At 51.9% G+C, this 15,955-nt stretch carries 12 protein-coding genes and 1 pseudogene; 8 read left to right on the forward strand and 5 right to left on the reverse strand.

Going from position 1 to position 15,955, the window contains the following annotated elements; all coding sequences use genetic code 11:
- Positions 1–20: 20 nt before the first annotated feature.
- Positions 21–488: a thioredoxin-dependent thiol peroxidase gene (gene bcp / locus AACU55_RS01275; RefSeq protein WP_013576555.1), complete on the forward strand. Its 468-nt coding sequence runs from the start codon at positions 21–23 to the stop codon at positions 486–488.
- A 74-nt stretch (positions 489–562) separates the two neighbouring features.
- On the opposite strand, the gene AACU55_RS01280 is transcribed toward bcp, so the two are convergent.
- Positions 563–1,627: an AI-2E family transporter gene (locus tag AACU55_RS01280; RefSeq protein WP_013576556.1), complete on the reverse strand. Its 1,065-nt coding sequence runs from the start codon at positions 1,625–1,627 to the stop codon at positions 563–565.
- A gap of 416 nt (positions 1,628–2,043) precedes the next feature.
- Here AACU55_RS01280 and AACU55_RS01285 point away from each other — a divergent pair.
- Both AACU55_RS01285 and arsC read left to right on the forward strand, forming a co-directional pair.
- Positions 2,044–3,420, forward strand: a pseudogene (locus AACU55_RS01285) (beta-barrel assembly-enhancing protease); the annotation flags it as partial.
- Positions 3,421–3,447: 27 nt separating this feature from the next.
- On the forward strand, positions 3,448–3,804 hold the full coding sequence (arsC, locus tag AACU55_RS01290; protein WP_134706526.1) for an arsenate reductase (glutaredoxin): 357 nt from the start codon (positions 3,448–3,450) through the stop codon (positions 3,802–3,804).
- A 53-nt stretch (positions 3,805–3,857) separates the two neighbouring features.
- Here arsC and hda read toward each other — a convergent pair whose 3' ends face one another.
- The 3 genes from hda to upp all read right to left on the reverse strand — a co-directional run bounded on the left by hda (position 3,858) and on the right by upp (position 6,742).
- Positions 3,858–4,565, reverse strand: a complete 708-nt coding sequence (gene hda, locus AACU55_RS01295; protein WP_013576559.1) for a DnaA inactivator Hda — start codon at positions 4,563–4,565, stop codon at positions 3,858–3,860.
- A 176-nt stretch (positions 4,566–4,741) separates the two neighbouring features.
- Positions 4,742–6,034 carry a uracil permease gene (gene uraA / locus AACU55_RS01300; RefSeq protein WP_134706527.1) on the reverse strand — a complete coding sequence of 431 codons (1,293 nt, stop codon included), beginning with the start codon at positions 6,032–6,034 and terminating at the stop codon, positions 4,742–4,744.
- Between the two features lie 81 nt (positions 6,035–6,115).
- Positions 6,116–6,742: a uracil phosphoribosyltransferase gene (gene upp / locus AACU55_RS01305; protein ID WP_013576561.1), complete on the reverse strand. Its 627-nt coding sequence runs from the start codon at positions 6,740–6,742 to the stop codon at positions 6,116–6,118.
- 232 nt (positions 6,743–6,974) lie between these two features.
- On the opposite strand from upp, the gene purM reads away from it, so the two are divergent.
- The 5 genes from purM to ppx all read left to right on the forward strand — a co-directional run bounded on the left by purM (position 6,975) and on the right by ppx (position 13,429).
- Positions 6,975–8,012: a phosphoribosylformylglycinamidine cyclo-ligase gene (purM, locus tag AACU55_RS01310; protein ID WP_015690292.1), complete on the forward strand. Its 1,038-nt coding sequence runs from the start codon at positions 6,975–6,977 to the stop codon at positions 8,010–8,012.
- Positions 8,013–8,048: 36 nt separating this feature from the next.
- Complete coding sequence (gene purN / locus AACU55_RS01315; protein ID WP_013576563.1) at positions 8,049–8,687, forward strand: phosphoribosylglycinamide formyltransferase; 639 nt, start codon at positions 8,049–8,051, stop codon at positions 8,685–8,687.
- A gap of 220 nt (positions 8,688–8,907) precedes the next feature.
- Positions 8,908–9,483, forward strand: a complete 576-nt coding sequence (gene speG, locus AACU55_RS01320) for a spermidine N1-acetyltransferase (RefSeq protein ID WP_013576564.1) — start codon at positions 8,908–8,910, stop codon at positions 9,481–9,483.
- A 309-nt stretch (positions 9,484–9,792) separates the two neighbouring features.
- Positions 9,793–11,862, forward strand: a complete 2,070-nt coding sequence (gene ppk1, locus AACU55_RS01325) for a polyphosphate kinase 1 (protein WP_013576566.1) — start codon at positions 9,793–9,795, stop codon at positions 11,860–11,862.
- 22 nt (positions 11,863–11,884) lie between these two features.
- A complete protein-coding gene (gene ppx, locus AACU55_RS01330; RefSeq protein WP_013576567.1) occupies positions 11,885–13,429 on the forward strand; it encodes an exopolyphosphatase in 1,545 nt (514 codons plus the stop codon).
- A gap of 75 nt (positions 13,430–13,504) precedes the next feature.
- On the opposite strand, the gene AACU55_RS01335 is transcribed toward ppx, so the two are convergent.
- Positions 13,505–15,736 carry a sensor domain-containing phosphodiesterase gene (locus tag AACU55_RS01335; protein WP_240785670.1) on the reverse strand — a complete coding sequence of 744 codons (2,232 nt, stop codon included), beginning with the start codon at positions 15,734–15,736 and terminating at the stop codon, positions 13,505–13,507.
- Between the last annotated feature and the right edge of the window lie 219 nt (positions 15,737–15,955).

Here is a 15,955-nt window from a genome sequence, read left to right on the forward strand (position 1 = left end):
AAGAGATATGGAGAAAGACAATGAGCCCACTGAAAGCCGGTGACCCTGCGCCGCAATTTAGTTTGCCCGACCAAGACGGTGAACAAATTAATCTGGCCGACTTCCAGGGACAGAAAGTCCTGGTCTATTTCTATCCTAAAGCCATGACGCCGGGTTGTACCGTACAAGCCTGCGGACTGCGCGATAACATGGATCAGTTAAAAAATGCCGGAGTAGAAGTGCTGGGGATCAGCACCGATAAACCGGAAAAACTGTCGCGTTTTGCTGAGAAAGAGTTGCTGAACTTCACCTTGTTGTCCGATGAAGATCATCAGGTCTGTGAGCAGTTTGGCGTCTGGGGTGAAAAATCCTTTATGGGGAAAACCTACGACGGCATCCATCGCATCAGCTTCCTGCTCGACGGCAATGGCAAAGTCGAGAAAGTGTTCGACGATTTCAAAACCACCAATCACCATGACATCGTCATGGCCTACCTCAACGGTAAATAGCCGACACGGTCAGATTGTGGAGACAAAAAAAGCGCAGACGCGCTTTTTTTATTGGGTGCGGTAAGCAGAAAAAATCAGACCGTTTCGTTGAGTGATTCATCCGGCCAGACGTGAACCACGGCTTTGACCAGCGTCGCCAGCGGTATGGCAAAGAACACCCCCCAGAATCCCCACAGACCGCCAAACACCACGACAGAAAGAATAATCACCAGCGGATGCAGGTTAACGGCTTCGGAGAACAACAGCGGCACGATCACATTACCGTCCAGCCCCTGCACCACCAGATAGGCGACGAAAAGCGTCCAGAAATCCGCGCCCAGCCCCCACTGGAACATCGCGACAATCACCACCGGAATGGTCACCAGCATCGCGCCGATATACGGGATCAGAACGGATACGCCGACCAGCACCGCCAGCAGCAGCGAATAATGCAAATCCATCACCCAGAACACCAGATACGTGGCCACTCCGACGATAATCATTTCGAGCACTTTGCCGCGAATATAGTTGGTGACCTGCTGATTCATCTCCACCCAAACCTGTCCGGCCAGCCCGCGATCGCGTGGCAGAACGCGACGCACGGCACTCAGCATCTGCTCTTTATCTTTGAGCAGAAAGAACACCATCATCGGCACCAGAATCAGGTAAATTGCCAGCGTCAGTAAACCGACCAGCGAGGCCAGTGAATATTTCACTACTGACTCACCCAGCCCGGATAATTTGCTGCGCATGTTTTCCGCCATCATATCGATGATGCCCGCATCCACCAGCGCCGGATAACGCTTCGGCAATGTTGCGGCGAAATCATAAAAGCGGTTCAGCATGCTCGGTAAATCGGTCATCAGGTTCACCCCCTGCTGCCAGGTCACCGGGGCAATGACAAACATACCGAGCAGCAAAATACCGGCAAAAATAATCAGCACCACGCTGACCGACAGCGTGCGGGAAAGCCCGACATGTTGCAGACGCACCGTCGGCCATTCCAGCAAATAGGCGAGTACGATCGCCACCAGAAGCGGCGCAAGGATACCATTGAGAAAATAGAGGATGCAGAATCCTGCGACCAGAATCGCCAGCAGCGCGATAGCCTGCGGGTCGGTAAAGCGACGGCGATACCACTGTAATAACATATCCAACATTAAGAAAACGCTCCTGTAATTTCGGGTCTGGCATCTACGCGCTGTTCGTTCCCTGCGCGCTCAGACACAAGTAACTATTTAAAAAATTCGTTGTCACACGACTGTAGCTTCGGAGTGTTTTAAACTCTCACGCGGATAGCTACTATAGAGACCAGCGCAGAGAAAAGCGCAAGAAAATAATGGTCTGACTGACTGTCCGCAGAAGAAAGGCTCGCAAAGCTCATCGGTATCGCGGTTAACTTATTGGGAAGCAAATGTTTATGGTCATGCGGTTGAAAAAAAGGGTGATTGCCCTGTGTCTGGGCAGCCTGCTGGCGGGTTCCATACCGCCCGCCGGTGCGGATGACAGTTCATTCTGGTCAACCCCCGTGAGCCCCGTAAAAAGCCCTAACTCGCCCTTAGCCCCGCCGGTGAGCGACCAATTACCGGACATCGGCACGACTGCAGGCGGTACACTCAGTATTAATCAGGAATTACAGATGGGCGATTTTTATGTCCGTCAGATGCGCGCCAGCACGCCGCTGATTAACGATCCGCTGCTCAATCAGTACATCAACGAACTGGGGCAACGGCTGGTGGCGCATGCCTATTCCGTCCGCACGCCGTTCCATTTTTTCATCGTCAATAACGATGAGCTGAACGCCTTTGCCTTCTTTGGCGGCAATGTGGTGCTTCACTCATCACTGTTCCGTTATACCGATAACGAAAGCCAGCTGGCGTCCGTCATGGCGCACGAAATTTCCCACGTGACTCAGCGCCATCTGGCGCGTGCGATGGAAGACCAGCAACGTAACGCGCCGCTCACCTGGGTGGGGGCGCTGGGGTCAATTCTACTGGCGATGGCCAGTCCGCAAATGGGCATGGCGGCGCTGACCGGTACACTAGCAGGCACGCAGCAAGGCATGATCAGCTTCACGCAGGGCAATGAGCAGGAAGCCGACCGTATCGGCATTCAGGTCTTACAGCGTTCGGGGTTTGATCCGCAGGCGATGCCCGCCTTCCTGCAAAAACTGGCAGATCAGGCGAGCTACTCAACCCGTCCGCCGGAAATGTTGCTGACGCACCCGTTGCCCGACAGCCGTCTGGCCGATATCCGTAACCGCGCCAACCAGATGCCGCACCCGATTGTGCAATCTTCACAAGATTATACCCTGGCGAAAGTACGCATATTGGGGATGTACGGTTCAGAGAGCTTCCCGCTGAGTGACGACTATCTGCTGAAACTGAGCAATGGCAATATCCGCGAGCAACTGGCGGCAAAATACGGCCATGCACTGCAATTTTATAAAGCCAAAAAATACGATCAGGCGCGGACGATCCTTGAACCGCTGCTGGCTCAGAATCCGGGCAACGAATGGTTACTCGATTTAGCCACCGATAATGATATCGACAGCAAACGTGCGCCGCAGGCGATAGCGCGTCTGGAGCAGGCCGGTGCGGCCAGCAGTGCCAACGCCGTGCTGCAACTCAATCTGGCCAATGCTTATCTCGAAGGCGCGAAACCGGCCAATGCCATGAAAATCCTCAACCGCTATACTTTCAATTATCCGGGTGACCCGAATGGTTGGGATTTGTTGTCTCAGGCCGCTGCCGCCCAGGGTTTACGTGCGCAGGAACTGGCTGCCCGTGCGGAAAGCGTGGCATTAGTCGGACGTCTGGATCAGGCGATTGAAATGCTGAGCAATGCCAGCGCATTACAAAAATTAGGCAGTCTGGAACAGGCCCGTTATGACGCACGAATCGACCAGCTTCGTCAGTTGCAGCAACGATTCCGTCAGTATCAGAAAGGCTGATTTCAGTGCCAGAATGGAGGAAATTTTATGCAACACGACGTCGCAATCTATCATAATCCGGCATGTTCGAAGAGCCGTGAAACCCTGAAATTGCTGGAAGCAGAAGGCATTAAACCGCAAGTGATTTTGTATCTGGAAACGCAGCCGTCAGTGGATAAGCTGAAAGAATTGATCGGCCTGCTGGGTTTCAGCTCAGCACGTGAACTGATGCGTAAGGGTGAGCAGATTTATAAAGACATGAATCTGAAGGATACCAGTCTGAGCGAGGACGCGCTGTTACAGGCGATGGCCGATCATCCGCGGCTGATTGAACGTCCGATTGTGGTGGCCAACGGCAAAGCGCGTTTAGGGCGTCCGCCGGAACAGGTCAAAGAGATTTTATAACCCCGCGCTTTCAGTTCGGGTTCAGTGCTAACGAACCCGGACATCCCTTCCTGTCACAACCCGAGAATTTCTTTCACGAACGGGATCGTCAGTTTCCGCTGCGCCGTAATCGAAGCGCGATCGAGCTGATCCAGGGTCATAAACAACGTACGCATTTCCCGATCCAGACGTTTGAGCAGGAAACGGCCCACGTCTTCCGGCAGTTCAAACCCGCGCAGTTTAGCGCGTAGCTGCAATGCCTGAAGTTTTTCTTCATCGGAAAGCGGCTGAAGTTTGTAGATTTGCCCCCAGTCGAGACGGGAAGCCAGATCCGGCAGGCTGAGATTGAGCTGACGCGGAGGTCGATCGCCGGTAATAAACAGGCGCGTACGGCCGGTTTCAAGAATGCGGTTATAGAGATGGAAAACAGCCGCTTCCCATTCATCATCACCGGCAATGCCTTCGATATTATCGATGCACACCAGCGCCAGGTGCTCCATACCGTCCAGCACTTCAGGCACGAAATACGCGCGTTTGTCTAATGGCACATAACCGACGGCTTCACCGCGCTGTGATAATTCGGCGCAGGCTGCATGCAGCAAGTGGCTGCGGCCGCCGCCCTCGCGTGACCAGAAATAAATATAAGTGCCGTGTTCCTGATGCAATGCGCTCTGAATGGCAGAAAGCAGAGAGGGGTTTTCCCCCGGATAAAAACTGGCAAAGGTTTCATCATCGGGAAGATAAAGTGGCAAAGAAAGCTGTGCCGGCGTATTCAGAAGCACCTCAACCAAAGCGGTATAATGACCGCAGATGTTGTCACGTCAATAAAAGGAACTGCCGAATTCTAGCAAGGATCCGTTGTGAAATGAACTGTGCCCGTTGCAACCGCTTGCGATCCGAGCACCTGACCGGCTGGCAATACACCCGCCGGTCAGGGATTCACTTAAAAACGCGCAGATCAGACCGGCGGATTTCCCCGCTCATCTTCAACATCAATGATCTGTTCTTCGCCACGGAAAATCTCGATAACTTTGAACAGCAGACTCAGGAAAATGCCCACGATCGTTGCCAGCGCCATGCCTTTCAGCTCCGCTGCACCAATGTGGATTTTCGCGCCGCTGACACCGATGATCAGGATCACTGCGGTCAGGATCAGGTTTTGTGCTTTATTGTAATCCACTTTCGATTCAATCAGCACGCGGATACCGGATGCACCAATCACGCCATAAAGCAGCAATGAAACGCCGCCCATCACCGGCACCGGCACGGCCTGGATGGCTGCCGCCAGTTTGCCGATACAGGAAAGCAGAATAGCCAGAATGGCCGCGCCGCCAATAACCCAGGTGCTGTATACCTTGGTGATGGCCATGACGCCAATGTTTTCACCGTACGTGGTATTTGGCGTTGAGCCGAAGAAACCGGACAACACGGTCGACAAACCGTTTGCCAGCATCGAACGGTGCAGGCCCGGATCACGCAGTAAATCTTTCTTCACAATGTTTGCCGTCACAACCAGATGCCCGACGTGTTCGGCAATAACCACCAGCGCCGCAGGCAGGATCGTGAGGATGGCGACCCATTCAAAACGTGGCGTATAGAAGGTTGGCAGCGCGAACCAGTGCGCATTCTCGATCGTTGAGACATCCACCACCCCCATAAAGAACGACAGTGCATAACCCACCAGCACGCCGATCAGGATCGGGATAATCGCCAGGAAACCACGGAACAGCACGGACCCCAGAATGGTCACGGACAGTGTCACCAGCGAAATGGTAATGGTGGTGGAATCCACCACCGCGCCCTCGGCAGGTAACAGACCGGCCATATTCGCCGCCACGCCCGCGAGTTCCAGTCCGATGACGGCAACGATTGCGCCCATCGCCGCAGGCGGGAATATCACGTTAATCCAGCCAATCCCGGCTTTCTTAACAATCAGCGCCACCAGGCAGAACAACAGCCCGCAGGCAATAAAACCACCGAGCGCCACCTCATACCCCATCGGTAACAACAACAGCACCGGGGAAATAAACGCGAAGCTCGAGCCAAGGTACGCCGGTATCTTCCCTTTACAGACAAATAAATACAGCAAAGTCCCTATGCCATTGAACAGCAGCACCGTTGCCGGGTTGATCTTAAACAGAATGGGCACCAGGACGGTGGCACCAAACATGGCAAACAGATGCTGGAAACTCAGGGGAATCGTCTGCAGCAATGGCGGACGTTCGCTTACCCCGATGACACGACGGGTCATGAATGTGATCCTCTGTAAAAAATGGCGGGTAAAAAAATCTCAAAAAAAAGCCGACTGCTTAGTCGGCTTATTGCTTGCTGCTTATTTCGTACCAAATATCTTGTCGCCCGCATCGCCGAGCCCCGGGATGATGTAGCCTTTATCGTTGAGTCCCTGATCCACCGAGGCGGTGTACAACTCAACGTCCGGGTGTGCAGCTTCGAGAGCAGCGATCCCTTCAGGCGCGGCAACCAGCACCAGCACTTTAATGCTCTGGCAGCCGGCTTTTTTCAGCAGGTCGATGGTGGCAATCATAGACCCCCCCGTCGCCAGCATCGGATCAACCACCAGTGCCAGACGTTCTTCAATGTTAGAAACCAGTTTCTGGAAATACGGCACAGGCTTGAGGGTTTCTTCATCACGGTACACGCCGACCACACTGATACGCGCGCTCGGAACGTGTTCCAGTACGCCTTCCATCATGCCCAGACCGGCACGCAGGATAGGCACTACGGTAATTTTCTTGCCTTTAATCTGATCGATTTCAACCGGGCCATTCCAGCCTTCGATCGTCACTTTTTCAGTTTCTAAATCAGCAGTCGCTTCATACGTCAGCAGACTTCCCACCTCAGAAGCCAGTTCGCGAAAACGTTTCGTGCTGATGTCGTTTTCACGCATCAGGCCCAGCTTGTGTTTCACCAGCGGGTGTTTCACCTCGACGATCTTCATTATTTATTCTCCTAAGGTGGTTGAGCTGCAAAAAAAAATCGCGAGATTATAACGCCATTTTTTTTGAACGCCATACCAAATAGCCTGATCTGGATCATCAGTAACCCGGTTAGAGTATAGACAGCCTAAAACTCATCATCGAATAAGGCGCTCGCAAACGTTTGCTTCCACTGTTAGAATTGCCCCGCTTTATTCTTCAACCACCAACCCAAACCGCCGTGGGGACTTCGCAGTGACCGACAAAACCTCTCTCAGCTATAAAGACGCAGGCGTAGATATCGATGCCGGTAACGCATTGGTAGACCGCATTAAAGGTGTAGTAAAACAGACTCGCCGCCCTGAAGTGATGGGTGGACTGGGCGGTTTTGGTGCCCTCTGCGCGCTGCCGCAAAAATATCGTGAACCCGTACTGGTTTCGGGTACCGACGGCGTTGGCACCAAGCTGCGTCTGGCGATGGATTTGAAACGCCATGATACTATCGGTATCGATCTGGTCGCGATGTGCGTCAACGATTTAATCGTTCAGGGCGCTGAACCGCTGTTCTTCCTCGACTATTACGCCACCGGCAAACTGGACGTCGATACTGCCGCCAGCGTGATCACCGGTATCGCAGAAGGCTGTAAACAGTCTGGCTGTGCGTTAGTCGGCGGTGAAACCGCTGAAATGCCGGGCATGTATCACGGCGAAGATTACGACGTGGCAGGCTTCTGCGTGGGTGTGGTGGAAAAATCAGAAATCATCGACGGCAGCAAAGTGGCTGACGGGGATGTGCTGATCGGCCTGGCCGCCAGTGGCCCGCATTCCAACGGTTATTCTCTGGTGCGCAAAATTCTGGAAGTCAGTAAGACTGACCCGGAAACCACCGATCTGGCAGGCAAACCGCTGGCCGATCACCTGCTCGCACCGACCAAAATTTACGTGAAATCGATTCTGAACCTGATCGAAAACGTGGATGTTCACGGCATCGTCCATCTGACCGGTGGCGGCTTCTGGGAAAATATCCCACGTGTATTGCCGGACAACACGCAGGTGATTATCGACGAATCAAGCTGGCAGTGGCCGGATGTCTTCACCTGGCTGCAAACCGCCGGTAATGTCAGCCGTCACGAAATGTACCGCACCTTTAACTGTGGTGTGGGCATGCTGGTGGCACTTCCGGCAGAACTGGCCGATCAGGCGATTGCATTACTGAACGATAATGGCGAAAAAGCGTGGAAAATTGGCTACATTAAAGCCTCTGACTCCGCTGAACGCGTGGTTATTGAATAAAACCAGTAAATCAACTGACTGAAGACGGGTAGCAAAATGAAAAGGATTGTGGTTCTGGTATCGGGCGAGGGGAGCAATTTACAGGCCCTGATTGATGCCTGCCAGCAGGGACGAATCAACGCAACACTCAGTGCGGTCTTCAGCAATAAAGCAGCTGCATACGGGCTTGAAAGAGCCCGTTTAGCCGGTATTCCCGCGCATGCACTGGATGTTAAGGCTTACCGGGACCGGGCGGAATTTGACGTTGCACTGGCGGATGCCATTGACACTTTCCAGCCTGATCTGGTGGTACTTGCCGGTTATATGCGTATTCTGACCGCTGAATTCGTCCAGCGCTTTGCCGGACGCATGATCAACATCCACCCTTCCCTGCTGCCAAAATATCCGGGTCTGCACACCCACCGTCAGGCCATTGAAAATCAGGATGCGGAACACGGCACGTCCGTGCATTTTGTGACTGAAGAACTCGATGGCGGTCCGGTGATTTTACAGGCCAAAGTCCCGGTGTTTGCTGACGATACAGAAGAAGAGCTGATTGCCCGCATACAAACGCAGGAACACAGCATTTATCCGCTGGTGGTCAGCTGGTTCGTTGACGGACGTTTGTCGCTGCAAAAGGGTCAGGCGCTGCTGGATAACAATCCGCTTTCTGAACGCGGATATGCAGAAGATTAATCTACCACTGCATCATGATTTCACTATAAACCGGCCATGCGCCGGTTTTTTATTTTCCGTCATTTGACATTTGTTTACATTTCGCCCGATATAATGCACATCCCGGCGCACGTTTAAACGTCGTTTGTGCGCCGACCTTCATCGGGAACACGGTTGTTTCCGATTTCATATTTACGAAGGTTACCCTCATAAAACGGCTTTTATAGTTGAGGAACACCCCATGTTTAGCCATAACAGCGTCAGATTACGTCCACTGGAAAAGGACGACCTGTCGTTTGTTCATCGTCTTGATAATAACGCCAGCATCATGCGTTACTGGTTTGAAGAACCTTACGAGGCTTTCGTCGAACTGACCGACTTGTATCACAAGCATATCCATGACCAAAGCGAACGCCGTTTTATTATTGAATACGAAAGCGGACCGGTCGGCCTGGTCGAGCTGGTGGAAATTAATCATATTCACCGCCGCGCGGAATTTCAGATCATCATCGATCCGCAGCATCAGGGCAAAGGCTTTGCCGGTGACGCTGTCCGTCTGGCGATGGATTATGCCTTCTCCGTTCTTAACCTCTACAAACTGTATTTAATCGTGGATAAAGAAAATAAAAAGGCGATCCACATTTACAGCAAATTAGGCTTCGAGCTTGAAGGTGAACTGAAACAGGAATTCTTTGTGAACGGCGAATATCGCAGCGCCATCCGCATGTGTATTTTCCAGCCGCAGTTTCTGGCGAAATACAAAACCAAGCCTGTTCAGGTCAAACCGGAATCCCTGATTGGCGCCAGCGCGGTTTAATTCCACCGCGACATAAATCGGTAAAATAATGACCGGTGAAGGATGCAAATGTCTTTCATCGGTAACACTTTTCTCTCTTTTGTCTCCCCGTTAAAGACTCTCCTGAAATCATCCCTTGTTATGTTGGACTTTCCTGTCAATCTTTCGCAATATTGATAGTAGACACTAGGCCCCTCTCACAGATGACTTCCTGCTGCGCTGGCCGCTTAAAAGGCGGGCAACACGAAGAATATGTTGAGCTACATTGCGGTGTTTTCAGGCAAATTTGCCTGTATGGGCCAGGTTGCAAGCTAAATGAACGGAGTGAAAATGGGTCAGGAAAAGCTTTATATCGAGAAAGAACTAAGCTGGCTGTCCTTCAATGAGCGCGTGTTGCAGGAAGCGGCTGACAAAAGCAATCCCCTGATCGAACGGATGCGTTTTTTAGGGATCTACTCCAATAACCTGGATGAGTTTTATAAAGTCCGTTTTGCCGATTTAAAACGACGGATCCTCATCAGTGAAGAACAAGGTTTTCTGGGCGCATCCCGTCATTTGCTGAAAAAAATTCAGGCGAAGGTGCTGCGCATTGATCAGGAATTCGACAGTCTTTACAACGATTTGCTTCTGGAAATGGCGCGTAATCAGATCTTCCTGATTAACGAACGCCAGGTTTCTGAAAACCAGCAAGCCTGGCTGCGTCAGTACTTCAAACATCAGCTGCGCCAGTACATCACACCGATTCTGATTAACCACGATACCAATCTGGTGCAATTCCTCAAAGACGATTACACCTATCTGGCAGTAGAAATTATCCGTGGCGAAGAGATCCATTACGCGCTGCTGGAAATCCCGTCCGATAAAGTGCCGCGTTTCGTTAACCTGCCGCCGGAAGCACCACGCCGTCGTAAACCGATGATCCTGCTGGATAACATCCTGCGTTATTGTCTGGATGATATTTTCAAAGGCTTCTTCGATTACGATGCACTGAACGCGTACTCCATGAAAATGACCCGCGACGCCGAATATGATCTGGTCACGGAAATGGAATCGAGCCTGCTTGAGCTGATGTCATCAAGCCTGAAACAGCGTCTGACCGCCGAACCGGTACGTTTCGTTTATCAGCGTGATATGCCGGATGAAATGGTCGAACTGCTGCGCGGTAAACTTGGCATCTCCAATTATGATTCGGTGATTGCCGGTGGCCGTTATCACAATTTTAAAGATTTCATCGGCTTCCCGAACGTCGGCAAAGCCAATCTGGTCAACCGTCCGCTGCCACGTCTGCGCCATTTGTGGTTCGATAAATTCCGCAACGGCTTTGCAGCGATCCGCGAGCAAGACGTGCTGCTGTATTATCCGTACCACACGTTTGAGCACGTACTGGAACTGTTGCGTCAGGCATCGTTCGATCCGAACGTGCTGTCGATAAAAATCAATATTTACCGCGTGGCGAAAGATTCCCGTATTATCGAATCGATGATCCACGCCGCGCACAACGGTAAGAAAGTCACTGTTGTCGTCGAACTGCAGGCGCGCTTCGATGAAGAAGCCAATATTCACTGGGCGAAACGTCTGACTGAAGCCGGTGTGCACGTTATTTTCTCTGCGCCGGGCCTGAAAATACACGCAAAACTCTTTCTTATTTCCCGACGCGAAGGCGACGAAATTGTCCGCTATGCTCATATCGGGACCGGTAACTTTAACGAGAAAACGGCGCGCCTTTATACCGACTATTCGCTGCTCACCGCCGATGCGAGGATCACCAACGAGGTCCGCCGCGTCTTCAACTTTATTGAAAACCCTTACCGCCCGGTGTCGTTCGAGCATCTGATGGTGTCACCGCAAAACTCGCGCGACATGCTTTACCGTTTGATCGACCGTGAAATAGCTAACGTTCAGGCGGGTGGAACAGGCGGAATTACGCTAAAAATCAATAATCTGGTGGATAAAGGGTTGATCGACCGCCTCTACGTCGCGTCTAACGTCGGGGTGAAAATCCGTCTGCTGATCCGCGGGATGTGTTCTCTGGTGCCGAATTTACCCGGCTTTAGCGAAAACATTCAGGTTACCAGCATCATTGACCGCTATCTGGAGCACGATCGCGTGTATGTCTTTGAAAATGGTGGCGATTCTAAAGTCTTCCTGTCTTCTGCCGACTGGATGACGCGTAATATTGATTATCGTATTGAAGTGGCCGTCGCCCTGCTCGATCCGCGTTTGAAACAGCGCGTTCTGGATATCCTTGAGCTGCTGTTTAGTGACACAGTAAAAGCCAGAGTGATTGATAAAGAACTGAGCAACCGGTATGTTCCACGCGGAAATCGCCGCAAAGTCCGTGCGCAACTGGCGATTTATGAATATCTGAAAGAGCTGGAACAACAAAGTCAGCAAGCCTGAACCCCTGGAGCGTTACACAACTATGCCCCTTAAAAGCAGCCCACTGAATGCCAAGCCACAGGAAATTGCGGCGATTGATCTCGGGTCGAACAGTTTCCATATGGTCATTGCACGCGTCGTTAACGGCGCGCTGCAGGTCCTGGGACGCCTGAAACAGCGCGTCCATCTGGCCGATGGTCTCGACAGTAAAAATGTGCTCAGTGAAGAAGCCATTCAACGCGGGCTGGATTGCCTGGCTTTATTCGCCGAACGCCTGCAGGGTTTTCCGGAAAATAACGTCACTATCGTCGGTACACATACGCTGCGTCAGGCAGTGAACGCCGAGGAATTTCTCAAGCGTGCCAAAGAAGTCATTCCCTACCCGATTGAAATTATTTCCGGGCAGGAAGAAGCACGACTTATTTTTATGGGTGTTGAACATACGCAGCCTGAAAAAGGCCGCAAGCTGGTGGTCGATATCGGTGGCGGTTCAACAGAACTGGTCATCGGAGAGGACTTCGAGCCGTTGCTGGCCGAAAGCCGCCGTATGGGCTGTGTCAGTTTTGCGCAGATGTTTTTCCCCAATGGCGAAATCAGCCGCAGTAACTTCAAACGTGCCCAGCTCGCTGCTGCGCAAAAGCTGGAAACCCTGGCGTGGCAGTACCGCCTGCAGGGCTGGCAGTATGCTTTGGGTGCCTCCGGCAGTATTAAAGCGGCACACGAAGTGCTGGTCGCGATGGGCGAAAAAGACGGCTTAATTACCCCTGAACGGCTGGAAATGCTGTCCGAAGCGGTACTGAACTTTAAACATTTCAGTGCCCTGGATTTACCAGGCTTATCGGAAGACAGGCAATCGGTGTTCGTGCCGGGGCTTGCCATTCTGCGCGGCGTGTTCGATGCGCTGGCGATCAAAGAGCTGCGTCTTTCTGACGGCGCACTGCGTGAAGGTGTGCTGTATGAAATGGAAGGCCGTTTCCGTCATCAGGATATCCGTACCCGTACCGCCAAAAGTCTGGCTGAGCATTACAACATTGACCGTGAACAGGCGCGCCGTGTGCTGGATACCACAGAGCAATTGTATGCCCAGTGGCTGGCGCAAAATACCAAACTGGTGCAGCCACAGCTGGAATCACTGTTGAAATTCAGCGCCATGTTGCATGAAGTCGGTCTGAGCATTAACCACACCGGCATGCACCGCCATTCCTCGTATATCCTGCAAAATACCAACTTGCCGGGTTTCAATCAGGAACAGCAAACGCTGCTGGCCACACTGGTCCGTTTCCACCGAAAAGCCATCAAGCTGGAAGAACTGCCGCGCCTGAATCTGTTCAAGAAGAAACACTACATTCCGCTGATCCAGCTTCTGCGTTTAGGGGCGTTGCTCAACAATCAGCGTCAGTCAACGACCACGCCTGAATCCCTGCGGTTATCTACCGATGATAATCACTGGACGCTGCGTTTCCCGGCCGGATATCTGGCTCAGAACAACCTGGTTCAGCTGGATTTCGAAAGAGAACAGAGTTACTGGGATGACGTGACGGGCTGGAAACTGATGCTCGAGGAAGAAGACGGTATTGTGAAAAACTAACCGTTTCGTTGCAATAAAAGAGCCCTCTGGCATCTGATGCGCAGAGGGCTTTTTCTTTCCGGACATCGCTCAATGTCAGACGATCGGGAATTCCAGTAGTTTGTTTAACGGTTGCGGTTTACCTACCAGATAACCCTGCATGTAATCCACACCCAGCTCGTGCAACGCGATTTTCTGTTCTTCAGTTTCCACATACTCCGCCACAATCGACAGATGCTTCATGCGCGCCACCTGACAGATTGACTGCACAATGTAGGCGTCCAGCGAATCAGTGAGCATATTGCGCACGAAGCTGCCGTCAATTTTCAGGATATCGGCCTGAATAGCCTTCAGACGACCGTAACTGGCGTAGCCTGTACCGAAGTCATCAATCGCAATGCGGCAACCGTAGGAACGCAATTCCCGCATCGCCAGGTCGGCATATTTCATGTTCTGCAACAGATGGGATTCGGTCACTTCCAGCACGATCTGGAACGGTTCTACCTCATACTCCAGCATCAGCGTTTTAAAATCGCGGCTAAATGTCGGGCGGCACAGCGTCGAGGGCGTGAAATTCACCGCAAAGCGCAGACTCGGCAAATGAACACGGTTCTGATTAATAAACATCAGTGTATGTTTCAGCACCCACATATCCAGCTGATACGACAAACCGAACTCATGCACCACCGGCAGGAATTTATCCGGTGTGATCAGCGTTCCTTCTGCGCTGTCAGACAGACGCAGCAGGATTTCATGATAACTGTCGCCACGCACCCCGAAGATGGGTTGCGCCATCAGCACAAAGCGATCGTCATCCAGTGCCCGCTGAATTTTATGCAGCATGTCGACTTTTTCTTTGATCTCCAGTTGTACCTGACTGTGGTCGTTTTTATTGGATTCCGGCTGCCCGGTGGTCAGGGAAACTTCAGCAATACCGCTCAGTTCGCCCAGCAAAATCGGCAGATGTTCCACTGGCGAATACACGGTACAGTACGATAAGCCTATATTGGGATGCAGCGGCAAGCCGTTCCAGATCAGGCGGAAATCTTCCAGATAGCCATGCAAATTCTGCAATTTTTTATCCGAATCTTCGCAGTTAAGCCGCAATACCAGATCATAACCCGGTAAATGATAAACCCGCTCACCCGGTTGCAGATAAGGCTTCAGCCCGTGCGCCAGTTGTTGTTTAAACTGGATACGCAACTGCATGCCGTAGTTACGGCTCAGCACGTCCATATCGGAAACACGGATAAAACACAGCATGGAACGCGGATAGCTCGCCAGATCGCGGTTGAAGGCACGCAGGTTTGGCAGACCAAACACCGGATCCTGCAATGCGGCGGCGCTGGATTTTTTCATCAGCAGACGCTGACGTGAGGCGATGGCCGCCATCAGCAACAACGTCATCGTATAGACCAACATCAGGGCGGACACGAACACCAGATTATGAACAAAGCCGTGTTCGGAGATAAACCCCTGATAGAATTCAAATAACACAGTCAGGGTGACGGTCCAGACGATACTGATAAAGTAATAACCGTAGCGCCAGGCTCCAAACAGCAATACCGGAAACAGTAGCGTCAGCGTGTAATCGCTGAGTAAAATCTTCATGAACGGTTCACTCAGCCCCGGCAGGCACAACAACGTGACCATGCCCCCCAGAACCGCAAACCACAGCACAATCTCAGCAAACTTCACGCCTGGTGCCATTTCCTGACGCAACCTCGTGCAGACCACACGTAAATAATGCGGCTTGCGGATAATGCGTATCACCAGATAAATCACATGCGAGTTAAGCAGAATACCAAGGACCATCCCCTGTAAATTGACCAGGGTCCTGAGCGTGAAAAAGTCCCGCGTCGCCATGCCGAGATAATCGGGCAGCAATCCGCTTTCAATCACAACTTGCAGCACGATGACTAAGAATAATGTCAGGAAAATCAGCAACCAGCCTACCCGGGCTTTCGCCAGATTCATCAGACCGAGCGGTGCGGACCAGCGACTTCCCGCCTGCCAGCGATAGCCCAGCCAGGCCAGAGACAGCGCGGCGAAATAAATCACCGTCATCAGCATCCCCATCTCGAAGCCAATCCGCAGGTAATAGCGCAGGAAAAGCGTCAGGACGATGCCCGGCAATGCGGCCCAGTCAAATACCATCAGCAACGCGACGCAGGTCGCCATCGGCATATAAATGAGATAAGTACGGCCATCCGGCAGGGAAATCATCGGAGAAAGCCACGAGGTCACCGGGATCAGCACCAGAGCAAAAATCGCAGGAAGGCCCCACCATTTATGGCGCATGTCTTGCCAGGAAAATTTTTTACGCATCAAGTCCATCTAAGTTTTGCGCATGAACTTCATGCTGCAGTGAAGGGTTCAGGGTGTAATAGACATCAGACAGACAGTCCGATGACGATGGCCACAGGTTCCGTCCTCAATTATCGTTGTAAAAACGTCATCTCACAGAAAAAACGCAGAAGAAAAAAGAATACAGCGGAGGCCGGGATATAAATTTTAAAATATGGCTGGATTCTAATGTGACTTATC

It is taken from the genome of Rahnella sp. CJA17(1/100) (genome assembly GCF_963881615.1).
In the GTDB taxonomy this organism is placed as follows: Bacteria; Pseudomonadota; Gammaproteobacteria; order Enterobacterales; family Enterobacteriaceae; genus Rahnella; species Rahnella aceris.

Bases quoted from the DNA above. Each gene is read 5' to 3' on its own strand.
- bcp (WP_013576555.1), top strand. From the start codon at position 21: ATGAGCCCACTGAAAGCCGGTGACCCTGCGCCGCAATTTAGTTTGCCC.
- AACU55_RS01280 (WP_013576556.1), bottom strand. From the start codon at position 1,627: ATGTTGGATATGTTATTACAGTGGTATCGCCGTCGCTTTACCGACCCG.
- arsC (WP_134706526.1), top strand. From the start codon at position 3,448: ATGCAACACGACGTCGCAATCTATCATAATCCGGCATGTTCGAAGAGC.
- uraA (WP_134706527.1), bottom strand. From the start codon at position 6,034: ATGACCCGTCGTGTCATCGGGGTAAGCGAACGTCCGCCATTGCTGCAG.
- upp (WP_013576561.1), bottom strand. From the start codon at position 6,742: ATGAAGATCGTCGAGGTGAAACACCCGCTGGTGAAACACAAGCTGGGC.
- purN (WP_013576563.1), top strand. From the start codon at position 8,049: ATGAAAAGGATTGTGGTTCTGGTATCGGGCGAGGGGAGCAATTTACAG.
- speG (WP_013576564.1), top strand. From the start codon at position 8,908: ATGTTTAGCCATAACAGCGTCAGATTACGTCCACTGGAAAAGGACGAC.
- ppk1 (WP_013576566.1), top strand. From the start codon at position 9,793: ATGGGTCAGGAAAAGCTTTATATCGAGAAAGAACTAAGCTGGCTGTCC.
- ppx (WP_013576567.1), top strand. From the start codon at position 11,885: ATGCCCCTTAAAAGCAGCCCACTGAATGCCAAGCCACAGGAAATTGCG.
- AACU55_RS01335 (WP_240785670.1), bottom strand. From the start codon at position 15,736: ATGCGTAAAAAATTTTCCTGGCAAGACATGCGCCATAAATGGTGGGGC.